The following is a 15,911-nucleotide window of genomic DNA, read 5'->3' on the forward strand; positions in this document are numbered from 1 at the left end:
AATCAAGCATTTAGCGGGCATCCCCATGGCCAAGAAGGGCAAGGCAGCCAACGAAGCTCTTTTTGAAGAAGACTACGTGCTGCGCTCACTGGGGCGGATTGGCTATGACCCTGACATGGCGCTCACTGAGCTGGTAGCCAACACGTGGGATGCCGGGGCGGCCAAAGTAGCTGTGATCATCCCGGCGGAAACGGGTGGGTTGCTGTCGGTTGAGGACGATGGCCACGGGATGACCGAGGACCAGTTTCGAAAGCGCTGGATGACCTTGGGATACAACCGGCAAAGAACCCAAGGGGAGAACGTCCAGTTTCCCTCTGAACGCGACGATTGGGTGCGCATGGCCTTTGGGCGCAACGGCATAGGTCGCCATGGTCTGTTGTGCTTTTCTGATCGCTACACGGTCGAAACCTGGACAAACGGCGTTCTCTCGACCTTCGTGATCGGGACCAGAAATCAGCCGTCGCCGTTCTACATTCATAGTCATCAGGCGGGAACGCGGATGGGCCATGGCACCCGGTTGTTGGTGGAAGTTGAACGCCATCGCCCCGATCCAGATCGGATCAGGACTGTTCTATCTGGTCGTTTCCTGCACGACCCGCAGTTCATCGTCTCGGTGAACGGCCAGTCCGTCCCCCTGTCCGAGCATGAAGGCCTTCTGGAAGAGCGCAACATTCAGGTCGAACACGGCTTCAGTGTCACCGCGTATGTGGTGGACACGACACGCACGGCCAAGTCCACGCGTTACCAGGGTGTTGCGTTCTGGGTGAGCAATCGTTTGGTGGGTCTGCCGAGTTGGACCGTTGGGCAAATGGCCGTTCTGGACGGGCGGGTGCGCTTCGCTAAGCGCTATGCCATCGTGATCGAGTGCGGAGCAGAGTGGTTATCCGAAGTCGAACCAGACTGGTCGAAGTTCAAGACAACGGAGCGCACTGATCGCCTTTTCGAAACGGCCAACGGGTATGCCCAGGAAATGGTCGAGAAGTTGTCGGCTCACCTGATCGAGGAAAACTCAGAAGACGCGCTCTACAAGAATCGAGAAGATCTGCGGACGCTCCCCCGACGGTCCATGCTTGAAGTGGCCCAGTTCACAAAAACCGTGGTGCAGGACCAACCAGGGATACCGCCGGAGACCCTCAGCAAAGTGGTCAAGGCGGTGATCAAGATTCAGAGGGGGCGCAGCGGTGCAAGCTTCCTGGACAAGCTGATGCAGCTGGATGAGCATGACATCGACGGGCTGGATCGACTGCTTGGGCAGTGGACTGTGGAGGATGCGCTCACCGTTCTGGATGAGATCGACAGTCGTCTGTCCATCATCGCCGCCATGGAGAAGCTCAGCGGCGACCCGGAAGCGGATGAGCTGCACACACTACACCCGCTTGTGACACAGGCGCGTTGGCTGTTTGGGCCGGAGTTCGATAGTTCGGAGTATGCGTCGAACAACACGCTACGCACCGTTGCCACCAGCCTATTCAAAGCGAGAAGGGGCGACCAATCTTTCGCCAATGCTGCAAAACGCCCTGACATCGTCGTCCTTTCCGATGCCACCATCTCAATTGTCGGCACAGAGAGCTTTGATACTGCTAAAGATCACTTGGTGATGATGCGCGATGTTCTGCTCATTGAGTTGAAGAAGGGGCGCTCTGAAATCGGTCGCATTGAAATGAACCAGGCGGCTGAGTATGTCGATGAGCTGGTCTCGAGTGGAGGCATTGAGGGGGTTCCGTTCTTCCATGCCTTCGTGGTGGGTCATTCGGTAGCCTCCAACATCTCGACCGTCACTAACCGCGAATACAACGGTTCCCGCCGCGGCCGGGTGACGGCGACCACCTACAACCAGCTCGCATTGACGGCGAATCGTCGCCTCCATGGGCTCAAGGCAAGAATCCCCTCCCGGTATGAGGAGGTTTCCGGTTACGAGCTTGTCCAGAAGGTCATGGGAACACCAAGCCAGGCATCGTTTGTGCCGCCTGCTGAGTAGCCTCACTGGTCTGCCAATGAGTGCCACAACTGACCACCCCATCTGATCTGTAGCTCATACGGGTCCTCGGCAAGTTAGCGTAAGCGTCTGATAGTCCACCCGGACCGGGTTGTAGAACTGCCGATACCAGTTGAAAGAGACGGCCTGGCCCACGTTGTGCTCGTTGCACGCCGGCAGGCCTTCCTGGCTCCCATACCCGCCGTTGGGGGTGCAGCCGGGCTGCCCCGTGCAGGTTGCGGAGGGTGTGGCGGAAACCACTGACGACTCAGGCCACGCCCAGTGGTAGGGGTTGTTCGTCCTCCCGACCAATTCTGAGGCGCAGGCCTGCCTGCACACGGCCATGGATGTGCCCCCACCGGTCCAGTTGTAGTCGCAGTAGTGCATGCCCATGTTGGACACGCACTCAAACTCATACGAGTAGGCATAGTTGATGTTTCCCACGTCTGCCAATGCGTTGCATTGCTCCGCGTAGCTCGCTGACTCGCTGACGTTTGCCGGCCAGTTACCAGGCATCGGGGCAGGGGTCTCCACGCGGGTCACCGGCACGTTGTTCAATGCCCATTGCAGCCGTGCTGTCTCCGCTGGAGTCAGACGAACCACAGCATCGGGATACCAGTATTGAATCGCTGAGGAGCCCGAAGGGAGCGGGAGGTCCACGTAATCGGAGGAATACCACGCCGCTACCTGCAAGCTGCCATCGCTGCAGCGGGGGACCGTGGACGCGCACGTGTTGACCGCGTTGCGCTGGTTGCCGGTATCTGACCAGGCCGACCATCCACCAACGTTAGGCAATGGAACCGTTGTGCGACCGGCGGGACAGGCGTAGGTGATATCCCGCGAACGGACCTGCTCCCATTCCTGCGACACATTCCCAGTCATCCCCGAAGGGCATGATCCCGTGCGGGTGACCCACTGGGACTGCGTTTGCCGCTCGTTGGTGGGGCAGGCCTGGCAGCTGCTGGCAATCGTTGCCGTCACCACGACGGGCCGTGCCCAGGCTTCGGGATGCTCCCACGCCGCGTCGGTGTTGGGATCAACGCCTCCGTGCGGACAGACGGTGCGGGTGCGAAGCGTTTCCGTCCCCCACGTCCCCGCCGGGCACGTTCCCGTTTGCGTAAACGACTCTGCCTGCTGACAGGGCACCAACGCCGGCGGCAAGGTCGGTGGAAGTCCGACCGGTGAGGGTTGGGGCACCAACGGGGTCGCTGCGGCAGGGGGCAGGGCTGGAACTGCAGGAGGAGCAGGAGGCAACCCCCCAGGCGAGGGCGCGACGGGATCTCCTGGGAGTGCATCGGCCACCGAAGGCGCGCCAGCCACGGGACCTACCGGTGTCCCCGTCGGAGGATCAGGGAATGGAGAGGGCAAAGGCGCCACCGGATCGATGACAGTGGCCACCGAGCCTCCGCTTGCCAGCCCCGAGTAATACACCACCTCCAACACGTTCCCGTTCTCCTCGCAGGCGGCGGCCAATGTGGGCACATCCAGCTGGCCTCCCGTGTTCCATTTCGCCGAGGTCCCGTCCACTCGCACGTCTTGAACGAATGCATCCCCCGCCACCGCACTGAGGAACGGCACGCAGGCGCGGCGGGGCACGCCGGAAAACGCCACAGTGAAACTGTCTCCAAACCTCCGAACCGTGGAAGGAGTGATGGCGATGGGGCCGCCCCAGATGTTGGTCAGCGCCGACCCAGAGGATGCCTTTCGGAAGTCGGCGGGCGCCAGGTTGTCCTCGACCACGCTAGACGCACTCACGTTTCGATACGTGCCCACAACGCCGTAGGAGCGATCAATGGCGCTCGCCAATGCCCGTAGGTTCTCAACGTCCGTTGCCACATTCACCCTGGTCTGGACCCGGGGATAAAAGAACAACGCCGCTGCACCCATGACGGCGACAGCACCCAAGGTCAGTAACAACTCGGCCAGGCCAAAGCCTGGAGCGGGCAAACGTGGGCGTGGGCGGGCATGCGGTGTCATTTACTTCAGCATGCGACAGAATCGCGTTTTGACAAGCCCTGAGGGCAGCGCCTGTTTTTAGTCAAAAAGCTTTCAAATCAATGGGTTGACATCGGTTGGAGATGTGGTTGGATCGTGGTGTAGGAGCGATTTAATGGGTAAATCGACCTATCCACAAAAAGAGATTGAAGACATGAAGATCCATCCCGTAGAGCCCGCTAGCAACGACCTGACGCACTTCCAGCTCCACACCGCCATGCAGTTCCTGGACCGCACCAACGGGTTGAACCAACTGGCCGACAAGCACCGCCGAATCCAGCGCCTCGCCACCCGGGCCCGCCGTGAGCGACGCTGGAACAAGGAAGAGGAGCGCTTCGCATGAGCTTGAACATGGCCTTGCTTTTGGTCGGCATCCTGAGCGCTGCGGTGTTCTATCGGGATATGGTTGCCAACCCCCTTGACGCCGGGCGTGCATTGGTTCGGTTCTACCAACTGCCGGCCCAGCGTCGCCAAAGCAGCGCTCTTCAGGACGTCTCGGCGGAGTGGTGGCGCGTGATGTTGTTGCCCGTATACGTTTTGTCGGCCTTGGTGCTCATCGGGATCCTGGGAGGTGGGCAATGAGCGCTGGGACCGAAAACCTCATCCGGGCCATTCAAACCAACGATTCGATGGCCTTCTACGGATGGCTGCACGCGCTCAGGGGAACGCCAGCCTTGGATGCCGGCGTGGCCGGTGATCCGGGCATCACCCCTTTGGCGGTGGCCGCGGTCATGTATGCCAATGTGCTCAAGTCAGACCGTCACCAAGCAGGGGGGTATGCGGCCATGGTTGCAGCGCTTCTGGACGCGGGAGCCAACCCGTTGGTTCGGATCGGGGAGCGGTTCGTCGTTAAGAGGCACCACTTTGGAAGGCTGGAACAGCGTCGGGTGGCCGATGGTAAGACGCTGGCTGAAGTTTGCGAGGGCGTTCTCGCGCCCGCCATGCAGGCCTGGTTCGCACGCTATACGGTGGATCGGATGAACACCGAACTCCACCGACACCACCCCGCGTTCGTTCAATCCCCACGGCGCATCGCCGAGTTGGCTTGAAGCAAGGGCCGGCGGCTGCTCGCCGCCGAAAAAGCGTAGGGGGCGAAAAGGCAGGGGCGGCCACGGCTCCCGCCGGGCCCTTGGCTCTCTGAACCCAGGACGTCTGCATGGCTAAAACCCTCTAGCTGCAGGGGCCTTGCGGGAATAGGTTTGCATCCTAATGTGTTGCACAACCTACCCAAAAAAGGACTTGAACATGCGACTTGTTGTTTGTTGCTTCAAAGGGGGCGTTGGAAAAACGACGCTTTCGCTCAATCTTGCCGCGCTCTTCGCCTCCCAGCACCGAGTTCTGGTGAACGACCGAGATCCGCACTGCTGTTCTGTGGCCTGGGCCGCGCTTTCAGACGAAACCCCATTCACCGTGGGCCGCTCGGCCTCACCGGGTTTCGACTTGGAAATCCAAGACCTGCCGCCCAGTGCCCCAGTGAAAGATCAGCTGCCAGACGGCGACCTCTACATCGTTCCCACCCTGCTCGACGGGGGCAGTTACGTCGTCTACCTGCATACCATCGAGACCCTCCGGAAGCAGGGCAAGGCCTTCCTGCCGGTGGCAAACCGAGTGAACCTGAAGCGCGCTGAACACCGTCGGCGGCTGAAAGACCCGGAGCTGGCCGGGGCCATCGTCATCCCCGAGCGCGCGGCGCTGGGAAGCTTCTACGAGCTGGGGGAGACCGTCTTTTCCATGCGTGGCGCTGGGGTGGACAAGGCGCGCGAGGACATTTTGCGGGTAGGTTCCGCCATCCAAAAAAGGTTGACCAACCCGGGCCGGGGGCATGCATGATGGATGCCCCGTTGCTGCCCCTGCCTGAGCTCATGGCTACCACGAAGAACCCTGTCAAGAACGCCACGCCCAAGAAAGCCCCGGTCCGCAAGAACCTGGCCGCCGCCGCCAAGGTGGTTCACTCCAAGCCGGAGCGGGAATATGCACCGCTCATCGACCTGGGGCAGTTCTCTGAGGAGGAGCTCGCCGAGCTCATGGTGGCCGCGGGGGACGCCGCGGGGCGCAAGACTTATTTCGACTACACCGAAGAGACGCCATACACCCGATCCGGGCAGAAGATCTATCTGGAGGTGGGCCGAGATTCAACGATGTTCGACTACAGGGACGAGAGCGGTGGACGGGTGGAGCGAACGATGGTCACCGTGCCGCCGAAGCTCCGCGAACAGATCCAGGACGTCACCGGGGAAGAGCAGCCCATCGTCACGACGGCGATCATCGCCCTCGCGTCCTGGGCTTGCCAAGAGCTCAAGAAGTCGAAGCGACGCTTGGTGGTCACCACGGCGACCGATGACCTGGATCCGGTGCGGAAGCAGGTCCGGAAAGCCATCGTGGGGCGGGCGAGGAAGCAACGGTAGCCCTCGGTTGGCGAATGACAGGCGGCCAGTGGCCGCCTTCTCTTTCTCTGGCAAGGGGCGATGAAGGGTGGCGCGGGTTAGAGGAAAAAGAAACGTCAAATGCGGCTCAAAACAAAAGCGGCGTGGGAAAACGCAGAAGGCGGCCTCGGCTGCCGCCGGGCCCGGCGCTTGGCAGATCATGGAAGTGTGAGGCGTTTCAGGGTTTTGTGTTTTCTGCGTTGCTCCGGCAGTTCTGTATTTTAGTCAGAAAAAGGTTGGGTTTTTTGGTTTACAAAAGAGGGGGTTGTCGTAACGTGGATTTGTAGGGAGGCAATACCGCTGACCTGAAGACCCAAAGGTAACCGTCATGCAAAACAATACTTTCACCATCCAAGCCAACTACTCCGGCGGAAACTGGGAGCCCATCGATAACGCGGAATACGCGACGTTCGCCGAGGCCGAGGCGGGCATGGAAGATCTGGAGCAGAACCTCGAATGGCGCAACATGCGCATCGTGGATGAAACCGGCGATGTCTGGGCATACGGACAGGAGAGCGAGGAAGAGGACGAAGTTGCGTAACTCCTACGCCATCCAACCCAAGCAACTGGCCCCGCGCCGGTTGCCTACGGTTCGCATCTCCACTGACAAGGCCGACGCGTTTCGAGCCCTGGCGCGCCAACTGGGCCTGACGCCCACCGCCGCTCTGGCAGCACTGGTAAGCAGGCACGCCGAGGTTCGCGTGCCGTTCTCGTCCCGGGTTCGTGCCAAGGCCGGGCAGGGGCAGCGCTACAACGATCTGCTTCCCGACCCTAAGGTTCCCCAGGAAAAGGCGGAGCTTCTGGCATTCGATGCCAAGGCAGCGGGGGTCACGTTGGGCGAGGCGTTGAGGCAGCTGGTGGGCCGGTGCCTGGAGCAGAGCCGGTGAGGAGGAGAGGACCTGGAATGCAAACGGCGGCCTATGTTCCGCCTTTCCTTTGTCCGCTCCCACGTCACCGCTGGTCCCATACCCTCCACACATGGGTCCCCTAACCACCCCAGACGGCCGCTACCTCATCGTGCGAGGAAGACTGTGGCGAACCGCCAACCCAGGCTTGGGGGAGCAGGAGAGGCAGCGCCTGGTCAGCGAGTTGATGGAAGCGCGGCGGGCCGCGAAGTCAGCGAAGTTCAACGGGGACGAGGAGGCACTGGCCGCCGCACGGCGTGCCGTGGACAGCGCGAAGAGAGGCCTGGGCGAACGGGGCCCGGTGTGGTGGACCGATGGAGCCCCGGACTGGAACCGGCACTTGTGGAGAACTCTCCCTATGCGGGGTGGTTCCAGAAAGTGGATACTCGCGAGACCACACCACGGAAAGGAATTGAACATGCTGAAGGGTGAAGCGAAGATCGATGTCCCGGTTTACAGCGATGACGAGGGGGACATGGAGCAGGGCATGGACCCCATCATGCACGGAATCCTCATCACTCCATCAGACCTCAGGCCCGTGCCCGGCAAGCCTGGTGTCTATGTTGCCGAGCATAAGAGTCCAGACGTCACGGTGACAGTGACGGTCCAGGCGGACGGCAGCACGACCATTGAGACGGACCCCGAATCCGACATTTTCGATAACACGTTGCACGTCTGACCAGTCCTGGGGCAGTGACTACTGCTCCCGGCTCTCGTTCACGAACCGAGCCCACGTCACCCCCAGCGCCCGCACCTCATCTGCCCACGCCCGGTAATCGTTCAGCGGCATTGGGGCCTCCAGGCCGCGCTTCACCCGCTCCAGGTATTTACTCTTCCGAAACTGGGCTTCTCGGACACGATGCTCCGCCTCCTCCAGCCGGTCAGCCCGTTTTGCTGCCTGCAGCTGGGCCAGCCGGCGAACCGAATCCGGTTTCGTGGACAGCACTTTGGGGGCATGAGACAGCGCCTTCCCACCAGTCATCGGAACCCGCTTTTGGTTGCTCACCGCATCATGGACCCGGTGGCGCCAGCACTCTCTCCAGTCGTTTGCATCGAGCGGGCAACCGCCAGGCACGTCCAACTCCACGACGATCCCATGGCCCTCAATGAGCCGCCACACGGCATCTAAGAAGCCTTCCGCTGGCACCCGAATCAGGGTGGTCTGTCCCTCGACCAGCACCTCGCCGCCATCTCTGAAGCGCAACGCCAAGAGGCTCTCAGCCAGAGAGAGGGGATCACCCGCTCGGGTGCTCCAGCCCACCAGGCACACGCGCTCCCCATCCACCACACCCGACCAAGCATAGATCCGGAAGCGGGCTTGTCGAAAACGAAAGCCCAGGTGGGAGAGCAGCCGCTCGCGCTTCGAGTGCCGTGATAGAGGGGTGAAGTGGTTCTCTGCGTAGAGCAACGCGGAACGACGCCGCGCCAACAGCAAGGCCACCCGGTCAGGGGCCGCTAACGCTTGCCAGTCCAACCAGCTCACAACATCGCGCAGGCCCTTCCTAGACGCGCAGGAACGGCACGAAGGAACCCAGTTCTCCACCACGCCAGAGGGGCCGCCCAGTTGCGCGGGAACCAACGCGGCTGCGGTCCAAGACTTGGGAGAAGACAGGTCCAGCGGAGCAGTGCAGAAGGCGCAGGCGTTGCCGAACTCCGCCAAGCTCGCTTTGCGTTGCCACGCGTTGGCCTTGCCTTCCAGTGGGGCATCGGCTCGGGCGATGGCCTCCAGGTATGGGGTCAGCTCAAGCATCGAATACCCCCCATTCGGTCAACGCAAATCCAGCACCTGGATCGTAAAACGTGGGCAGAGGGGCGTTGCAGGCGCTTGAAAAAGATTTGACTAAAACGATTTGCCGAGCCAGTCGATTTTCCCCAGCAACCGCCGATCCCAAACCAAGAACCCGCTTCACCGATCCGTTCCCAGGCCAGCACTGAACCCCAATGCGCTGATCGAATGCCGGGGCGCAGTGAACGAGAACCTTGGCAACCCGCTTGACTAAAACGGAATGACTCAAGGCTTTCCGGGCAAGCAGCCCGAGCGCCGAACTCCCAGCACTCGGCCGCCAGAGCCTCCGAGGAGAGTTGACTAAAACGGATTGAGGCAGGGCTTTCCAAACACCCGAGCAGCGCGTCCAACCCCCTTCACTCGACCACCAGAACCCCAGGAATCGATCAGCGGAAACAGGGGGTGACAGGGGGGCGGGGACGTGGGGGTTGGAAGGGGAACCGTTACGGAAGCGGGCGCGGGGCTGATCGTTGGGAAGCAGGGTGCCGGGGTGCTTCGCTGGATGGGTTGCAGGGGGGAAGCGGAACGGATTGGGTGGAAGCGGTGGGGCGAAGGCGAGGGGCATTGGGGTCTCCGGGTTCGTTAAGGATTGGGGCTTTCCTAAACTTCTACCGGGGAAAAGCGGAAGGGCAAGAGGTGGAGCGAAAACTGGGGTGCGATTGCGAGGAACCGATTTGTCTCCCCATTCATCGCTACGGGACTTCCTAACTTTATGGGGAGTGGGCTATACACAAGTCGCACCAAGGTGTTTTTCCGGCTTGGCTAGAAACGCTGCGCGTTTCCACCCGGTCAAGCCTTGCTGCGCCTTGTTCTACGTCTTGGCTAACAACTTAGCCAACAGATTGGCTGAAAAATGCTGAAGAACCAGCAGAGTTGAAGTTTTCCGCCTTAGTCCGCTTGCGCTTACTGAAACCTCTGCTAATCCATGGTGCATGGGTTTTCAATGCGGGAGAGTAAGTGGTTCGCCAGTCGCTTCTAACCAAGTCGTTCAACATCGCCACCGATGAGCTGGAGCGCGCCCGGTATTGCGCCAAAGAGCAGGGCATTTCGCTCAATAAGTTCCTGCGATTCGCTGTCATCGAGAAAACCCAAGGCGTGCTTCAAGGCTTGGAAGCGACGGACACACTCAACGAGATTCGAGCCACGGCCCGTGAATCCGAAATTCGCAGTGCCTTGGCACTGGAGAGCCTGCTGGCGGATCTACGAGCCGAGCAAAGCGTGACGATCCATGAGAACAGAGAACTGGTGATGGACACCCTTCGGGCCTTCAGCCAGTTCCTGTCGCCATCCGAGCCATCCCAAGAAAGCCTGCGCAAGTCCCGGCCAGAAGCGGCGACGGCGCCTTCCAACCCCACCTCGACCGACTGGCAACGCTACGCCAGCGGCTCTTAACGCTTCCCCCACTGCCTCAAAGGAGACCTATCCATGAAACGTTTCGCACTCGCTCTCACCATTGGCGCATTGCTCGCCCCGGGTCTTTCGTTTGCCCAAGACGCGGCCCCGCCAGAACCGCAGAAGAAGACGGACAAGCTGCGCTTGTTCAAGGCCGGCGGCATCGGATGCCTGGCCGGCGGTGGCCTGGCCTATCTGACCGGAAAGAAAGACAAGGCGGCGGCAGTGGCATGCGCTGCCGGCGCCGTCGTAGGTGGCATTGCCAGCTATCGCGCTCAGGTCAAGGAAGCCCAGGAAGTAGCAAATGCAGCCAAGGCTGCTGGCTTGGATGCCCAAATCCGCGTTAAGACCGTCCAGACCCCGGACGGGCAAGCAGAGGCGTTGGACGCACTGACCATTCGCTACAAGCCCGAGGACATGGCGCCGGTCAACCAGAAGACGTCCGCAACTTTGGACAAGCTGGCCGCCCTGATCAAGCGTTCGAACATTCAACTGACGGTTCGGTTCGAAGGCGGTGACCTGGCTGTCTGTCCGATTCCTTTTGATGAGCTGCAGAGCCGCGGTGCCCTGAAAGGCCACAAGGCCGAAGTGGCATGCGGAGAGAACGGCGAGCCGTTCCTGATCCGTGTCACGCCGATTCCCGACGTTCGTTGATGCCAGCCGTGGACCGGGGGCGTGAGCCCCTGGTCCAAATCTCTCTCAATCTCCTGGAGGAACCATGAGCAACAACCCATCCCCTGAAGAGCTCCGCCGCCTCCAAGAGTTGGCTGAAATGTTTGACGACGGCCCGGCAATGCCAGGGACGCCGAGCCCTGAGCGGTCCGCTCCTTCGCCAGGCGCAAGCGAGGTCATGAACGCTGCCAAGCATTGGGGCCGCGTGTTCGGGAACAAGGCCAAAGAGATCTCAGAGAAGGCGGTCGAAAAATCCAAGGAGGCCCAAGACGCCATCGCACGCCGGGCAGCAGAGGCCAAGGGGAAGAAGGAAGCAGAGCGAGCGCAAAACGCCGCCGCCGCGATTCCATCCGCTGCGCCTGCCGAGATGCTGCAGGTTGAGCCCGAGGCGATTTCACCACCGGTTGTGACGGAAACCACGGTCGAGTCGGAGGACGAAACAGCGCTGCTCGAGCGACTGGTTCCAATGGAAGCCAATGCGAATAAAGCAGCCAAAGAGATAGCCAGGGCGCTTCGTGAGCACCCCGCAGTCGCTGCATTGATCTACGACGGGATGGGCACGCTCCCGCAGTTGCGCGACCTGCCCGATGAAGTGGTGGACCCTGTCACCCCTGATCAGCAATCCCCATCCGTCTCTATGAGTATTCCTCAGGGGGCGCCCGTCGTATCGGCAACGCCGGACCATGCCCCCACCAACGTGCCGAGTCGGACGAAGGGCTGGCAAACCTTGGCTGCCGCTGCTTTTGTTGTCCTAGTGCTCGTGGGCACTACGGCATGGTGGGTCACTCGCCACGATTCCGAAACGCCGGCCGTGCCTGCGGCCACGCCAACCGCAGTGGCAGTGCCCCCGGTTGTTGCCACCCCGGGCCCGGCTCCCGTCGTTGATCCGCTGCCGCCCACCGTGCCGGTGGAGGGTGAGCCTGCCTCAACCGTAGAAGCAAAGGCTAAGCCCCTGCCAGCCGCGATCCTCCCGGTTGAAGCGCCGGCCGCAAAGCCCGTCCGCTCTGTCATTGCCGATCCCACGCCTACACCCAAGGTCTCGATGCCTGCGGCCCGGCCAGCGGCAAAGCCGAAAGCCTACGCCGTCCCCGCGACCCAGCCAAAACCCGATGAAACAAACGGATGGCAGGAAAAAGCCGACGACGACATGGATGCATGGGCAAAGAAGGCCGGGATCAACTAATCCCCTTGCCGAAACCAAATGATCCATTACAAGTAATGGGTATCTACACAAAAGGGAGGCGTTATGTTGGGTTGGCTGTTTCTTCCATATAAAGACACGGGGGTTTCAGTCACGTCCCGTTTCATGCGCTGGCACGGGGAACGATTCCTCGGTCGCCCTGAGGGCTTGGGTCTTCGGGGCACACTTCAGGATGTCCTTGATAGTTACTACTACTTGGCTGTGGACCGTCCGGTTCAAGAGCACAAACACGATTTCAAAACATGGCAGATCGACCAGCAGCACGCGGAGGAGGCCCGACTGGTGAGCAAGGCGGAGATTCCCAAAGCAACGTTCTTGGCCGTTGCCGCTGTCAGCGTGGTCTGTGCATTGGCCTCTGCTCCTTTCGCTGATTGGAAGGGCTCTCCCATTGGTCAGGGCGCTTCGCTGCTAGGCAAGGTGGACGTGAAGAGGGGGGTTAGGGCGCTGATCTCCTCCAAAGCAGCGCCTCAGAACGAAAGCCTATCCGCCCCGATGCTGACGGCAGACAGAGCTTCGCCCGAAGCCGAAGAGGAAACAGACCCCAAGGTGAGGGCAGATTGCGAAAACAAATTCAAGACCGGCCGCTATACGAACAGCGACATTTCGTTGTGTTCAAGCGTGTGGAACGAATTGGCGACCAAGGGGGAACAATGATCATGAACATCTATTCGCTGCTGGACGTCGCCGTGCAGCTCAAACATCGCGTGCTGCTGCGAGCACCGGCTCGACCGGTGGCCGATCGGATTTGGTTCAACGTCGCCGCACGTTTTGCTAACGTTCGCGGGCAAGTGAACGCACACAACCGTGTGTCGAGCCGTAGGTTGGTGGTGCCAGCCGGTTACGGGCCCAAAGCGGAGGCACTGGGAGCCGTCTACGACGCAACAACTAACACCTACGTCGTCCCTGACGCATTGGACGAGAAAGACGCAAAGTTCGCGCCGTTCTGGCCCTCGGCTCCGCGGGACCTGCAGAACCAAGAGGGACGTGCCGAGCTGTCGAGGGACGGTCAAGTCATCGAAAGCCTGGTCCATCCGCACGATCGCTTGCAGGGCGGGGACAGCACCGCGCTGTTTTTGATGTATGCAGCCCTGCCGACCATCGGTGCCGTGATCGCTGCCCTGACCTCCATTCCAGTCGTGGGATGGCTGGCTTGGCTTCTGCTGCCGGCGGTGGTGCCCTACGTGCGCGCGATCGCGCGCAGCGAGAAGGCGCCCGAGGCGTTCAGGGCAGCCGTGCTGACTTTCGTGCTTCCCCTTGCGGCGGCCAAGGGATTGCTTCTGGCGGCAGGATCCAGCGGCTTTGCGTTTGGCGTGTTTGCAACGATCCTCAACGTCTATCTGTTAGCCGGGTTGCTCTATTGCCTGATTGCACCTGTTGAACAGGACGACGAGGCTTGGGGAGGCCGTTGGACCCGGATCAAAGGGTTTGCGTTGTGGAGCACTGCCGGCTTGGTCGCCATCGCCATGACGATGCTCTTCCCGCCGGTCATCGGGGGCTTCCTCTGGTTCGTGATGGCCGGTGCTTACGGCTTCGTCTACTACGCACGAGACTACAAAGAACGCACCTTGGTTCTTCAGTCCCAGAGCGCGCGCTTCAACCTCGGCAAGCAAGGCCTCATGGAGGACCTTAACAGCCAAGCATTGGAGACCCAGGTCCGCAAAGCGCTGGCCGACCCCAGCCCCTTCATCCAGTGGGGCGTGGCGTTGGGCCACCTGCGGAAGAAGGGCGTCAAGAAGTCCTACGATACCGATTCGCCAGCGGGCATTTCCGTTGAGGACCTCTTCATGCACGCCATGATCTGGGCCGAAACCGGCATGGGCAAGTCCGCGTATATCCGCTGGTTGATGGCCGAGATTCTTAAATCCGGCTACCCGTGTGCGTTCGCGGTCTTTTGCGGCAAGGGCGCCTTGGCGGGCGAGGTGCGGGGCATGCTGGACATGGTGATTGAGACCGGCGTTCACCTGGGACTGATCGAAGGCTTGGACGCGCAGGGACTCAAAGCAGCGCTGACCAACACCAAGATGGAAGACGACAACGCGGACATCTGGACGGGCATCTCGAGTTTGGTCATTGACCACGCCGCCGTGATCCTCGAAGCGCTTCATCACCACGAGCTCAAGCTGCGTGCGCTGGATGCGGTGAAAAAGCTTGAGCTGGAGACCGAGATCGAAGGGTTGCTTCAGGTCAGGGATTACGACGAAGCCAATGGGGAAGACGTCGCCGACATTGATGATGCGTTGAACCGGCTTGGCGTGCAGCTGGAAGAGCGCATTCAGGCCCTTGCCGCAGAGCGGGAATGGAAGTGGACGCTGGAGCGCTTCGACAAACTGATTCAAGCAATCGGAGACGTGCGCGCCAACAGCAATATTCCCGGGGAAGGCCTGCTGGCTGCGGCGGGCTACATCGGGGTTCAACCCATTCACTTGGGCAACGACGAAGACTTTATTGCGCGCAAGGCTGACTGGGCACAGCGGCTGGCAACGGCCCCGCAGACCATCCATCCGGATCTGCTGCAGCCCGGTTCGCTGCTCCAGCAGTCGTTCGGCTGGGTGCTCAAGACGTGGCCGTCCTTTGCCGCAGAGACCCGTGGCAGCTTCATGGCCAACGTTCAGAACAGGCTGGTGCCGCTCATGCGCGGCAAATACCTGGTGGACGACCAAGGGGTGCCGTGGAGCAGCATTGAGCACGGGTCGGTCAACGTCGGCAACGTGCTGAAGGGGACATCCATGGGCGTCAACGTCCCAGACACCCGGCACGGGACGGCCGGCATCTTGGTCCAGAACCTCATCAGCCAACGGCTCTACACCGGCATCAAGCTTCGCAACGAAGTCAGCGAGGCCGAGTGGCGCCAACGTGGTGAGCTGCCCGTCATCCAGATCATGGACGAATGCCAGAACCTGATTGGCCGTGAAGAGCAGCGCATCCTGCCGATCTCTCGCTCAACAAAAATGGCGTGCATCTACGCAACCCAGGGATACGAGGGCATCTTGGCCAAGCTGCCGCAAGCCGCTGCCCAGCAGTTCTGCAACAGCTTCCAGAACTGGGCCTTGTATCGCACCTCGCCTCAGAGTTACGAATACATGGAACTGCGCTTCGGAGTCGAGGAAATGACCGTCTTCAAGCAGAAAACGGCTGGCCTGGATTACGAAAATGGTCTTCAGGCGGTGCTGGACAACGCCCTGTTCGATCCCAACCACCCCAACGCGGCGGGCATGAAACAGCTGCGCAAGGCTGGTGCCGGTCGCGTAGTAGCAAGCCACATTGACCCGGTCAGCAAGGCCCGATGGGTGGGGCAAAAGTTCACGGGCATCAAGGCGACAAAAGACATCGAGATCCCGGCCAACGGGCACCGCGAGTCGCAGCCGCTGTTCTCCAAGGCGGAGTTCAACGGGCTGCTGAACCAGCAGGGGCGCGCCATCCTCTGGTTTAACCGCGCCGGTGTTCGGCGGGCCGACATCTGCAAGACCCCGTTTTTGCCTTTGGACAAGGTCGACGACGTGGTCAAGGCCATCAAAGCATCGAGGGCGGCGTAAGCCTCCCTCCCAAATATCCCCGCACAGTA

The 15,911-nt window shown here is 61.0% G+C and carries 15 protein-coding genes and 1 pseudogene; 15 read left to right on the forward strand and 1 reads right to left on the reverse strand.

Going from position 1 to position 15,911, the window contains the following annotated elements; all coding sequences use genetic code 11:
• Window positions 1-25 precede the first annotated feature (25 nt).
• The 10 genes and pseudogenes from RT460_RS09560 to RT460_RS09605 all read left to right on the forward strand — a co-directional run bounded on the left by RT460_RS09560 (window position 26) and on the right by RT460_RS09605 (window position 7,977).
• Window positions 26-1,978 (forward strand): ATP-binding protein, encoded by a 1,953-nt coding sequence (locus RT460_RS09560; protein WP_313318646.1) that lies wholly within the window; start codon window positions 26-28, stop codon window positions 1,976-1,978.
• Between the two features lie 2,107 nt (window positions 1,979-4,085).
• Entirely contained in the window at window positions 4,086-4,313 is a 228-nt protein-coding gene (locus RT460_RS09565; RefSeq protein WP_313318647.1) for a hypothetical protein, read from the forward strand.
• The gene (locus tag RT460_RS09570; RefSeq protein WP_313318649.1) at window positions 4,310-4,552 is read left to right on the forward strand and encodes a hypothetical protein; all 243 of its coding nucleotides are present in this window, start codon (window positions 4,310-4,312) and stop codon (window positions 4,550-4,552) included. Before RT460_RS09565 ends, RT460_RS09570 begins: the two co-directional genes overlap by 4 nt.
• Complete coding sequence (locus tag RT460_RS09575) at window positions 4,549-5,019, forward strand: hypothetical protein (protein ID WP_313318650.1); 471 nt, start codon at window positions 4,549-4,551, stop codon at window positions 5,017-5,019. The genes RT460_RS09570 and RT460_RS09575 overlap by 4 nt, the downstream gene beginning before the upstream one ends.
• A 196-nt stretch (window positions 5,020-5,215) precedes the next feature.
• Window positions 5,216-5,800, forward strand: coding sequence for a ParA family protein (locus RT460_RS09580; RefSeq protein WP_313318651.1), 585 nt, complete (start codon window positions 5,216-5,218; stop codon window positions 5,798-5,800).
• Complete coding sequence (locus RT460_RS09585; protein WP_313318652.1) at window positions 5,800-6,375, forward strand: hypothetical protein; 576 nt, start codon at window positions 5,800-5,802, stop codon at window positions 6,373-6,375. Before RT460_RS09580 ends, RT460_RS09585 begins: the two co-directional genes overlap by 1 nt.
• 346 nt (window positions 6,376-6,721) lie before the next feature.
• Window positions 6,722-6,934, forward strand: a complete 213-nt coding sequence (locus RT460_RS09590; protein WP_313318654.1) for a hypothetical protein — start codon at window positions 6,722-6,724, stop codon at window positions 6,932-6,934.
• Entirely contained in the window at window positions 6,927-7,280 is a 354-nt protein-coding gene (locus RT460_RS09595; protein WP_313318655.1) for a hypothetical protein, read from the forward strand. Before RT460_RS09590 ends, RT460_RS09595 begins: the two co-directional genes overlap by 8 nt.
• A 91-nt stretch (window positions 7,281-7,371) precedes the next feature.
• Window positions 7,372-7,730, forward strand: a pseudogene (locus RT460_RS09600) (hypothetical protein).
• The gene (locus RT460_RS09605; protein WP_313318656.1) at window positions 7,717-7,977 is read left to right on the forward strand and encodes a hypothetical protein; all 261 of its coding nucleotides are present in this window, start codon (window positions 7,717-7,719) and stop codon (window positions 7,975-7,977) included. The pseudogene RT460_RS09600 and the gene RT460_RS09605 overlap by 14 nt, the downstream one beginning before the upstream one ends.
• Window positions 7,978-7,995: 18 nt before the next feature.
• Here the strand turns inward: RT460_RS09605 and RT460_RS09610 are convergent, their stop codons facing one another.
• Window positions 7,996-9,048: a hypothetical protein gene (locus tag RT460_RS09610; protein ID WP_313318657.1), complete on the reverse strand. Its 1,053-nt coding sequence runs from the start codon at window positions 9,046-9,048 to the stop codon at window positions 7,996-7,998.
• 993 nt (window positions 9,049-10,041) lie between these two features.
• Here RT460_RS09610 and RT460_RS09615 point away from each other — a divergent pair.
• From RT460_RS09615 to RT460_RS09635, 5 genes are all read left to right on the forward strand, one after another.
• A complete protein-coding gene (locus RT460_RS09615) occupies window positions 10,042-10,476 on the forward strand; it encodes a hypothetical protein (protein ID WP_313318658.1) in 435 nt (144 codons plus the stop codon).
• Between the two features lie 33 nt (window positions 10,477-10,509).
• A complete protein-coding gene (locus RT460_RS09620; protein ID WP_313318660.1) occupies window positions 10,510-11,130 on the forward strand; it encodes a hypothetical protein in 621 nt (206 codons plus the stop codon).
• A gap of 196 nt (window positions 11,131-11,326) precedes the next feature.
• Complete coding sequence (locus tag RT460_RS09625; protein WP_313318661.1) at window positions 11,327-12,331, forward strand: hypothetical protein; 1,005 nt, start codon at window positions 11,327-11,329, stop codon at window positions 12,329-12,331.
• 63 nt (window positions 12,332-12,394) lie between these two features.
• Window positions 12,395-13,003, forward strand: coding sequence for a hypothetical protein (locus RT460_RS09630; RefSeq protein WP_042613140.1), 609 nt, complete (start codon window positions 12,395-12,397; stop codon window positions 13,001-13,003).
• Window positions 13,004-13,005: 2 nt separating this feature from the next.
• A complete protein-coding gene (locus RT460_RS09635) occupies window positions 13,006-15,882 on the forward strand; it encodes a hypothetical protein (RefSeq protein ID WP_042613141.1) in 2,877 nt (958 codons plus the stop codon).
• Window positions 15,883-15,911 lie beyond the last annotated feature (29 nt).

Source organism: Stenotrophomonas sp. (genome assembly GCF_032061965.1).
GTDB lineage: Bacteria > Pseudomonadota > Gammaproteobacteria > Xanthomonadales > Xanthomonadaceae > Stenotrophomonas.

Bases quoted from the DNA above. Each gene is read 5' to 3' on its own strand.
- RT460_RS09565 (WP_313318647.1), top strand. From the start codon at position 4,086: ATGGGTAAATCGACCTATCCACAAAAAGAGATTGAAGACATGAAGATC.
- RT460_RS09560 (WP_313318646.1), top strand. From the start codon at position 26: ATGGCCAAGAAGGGCAAGGCAGCCAACGAAGCTCTTTTTGAAGAAGAC.
- RT460_RS09580 (WP_313318651.1), top strand. From the start codon at position 5,216: ATGCGACTTGTTGTTTGTTGCTTCAAAGGGGGCGTTGGAAAAACGACG.
- RT460_RS09610 (WP_313318657.1), bottom strand. From the start codon at position 9,048: ATGCTTGAGCTGACCCCATACCTGGAGGCCATCGCCCGAGCCGATGCC.
- RT460_RS09585 (WP_313318652.1), top strand. From the start codon at position 5,800: ATGGATGCCCCGTTGCTGCCCCTGCCTGAGCTCATGGCTACCACGAAG.
- RT460_RS09635 (WP_042613141.1), top strand. From the start codon at position 13,006: ATGAACATCTATTCGCTGCTGGACGTCGCCGTGCAGCTCAAACATCGC.
- RT460_RS09620 (WP_313318660.1), top strand. From the start codon at position 10,510: ATGAAACGTTTCGCACTCGCTCTCACCATTGGCGCATTGCTCGCCCCG.
- RT460_RS09605 (WP_313318656.1), top strand. From the start codon at position 7,717: ATGCTGAAGGGTGAAGCGAAGATCGATGTCCCGGTTTACAGCGATGAC.
- RT460_RS09630 (WP_042613140.1), top strand. From the start codon at position 12,395: ATGTTGGGTTGGCTGTTTCTTCCATATAAAGACACGGGGGTTTCAGTC.
- RT460_RS09570 (WP_313318649.1), top strand. From the start codon at position 4,310: ATGAGCTTGAACATGGCCTTGCTTTTGGTCGGCATCCTGAGCGCTGCG.
- RT460_RS09575 (WP_313318650.1), top strand. From the start codon at position 4,549: ATGAGCGCTGGGACCGAAAACCTCATCCGGGCCATTCAAACCAACGAT.
- RT460_RS09625 (WP_313318661.1), top strand. From the start codon at position 11,327: ATGAACGCTGCCAAGCATTGGGGCCGCGTGTTCGGGAACAAGGCCAAA.
- RT460_RS09590 (WP_313318654.1), top strand. From the start codon at position 6,722: ATGCAAAACAATACTTTCACCATCCAAGCCAACTACTCCGGCGGAAAC.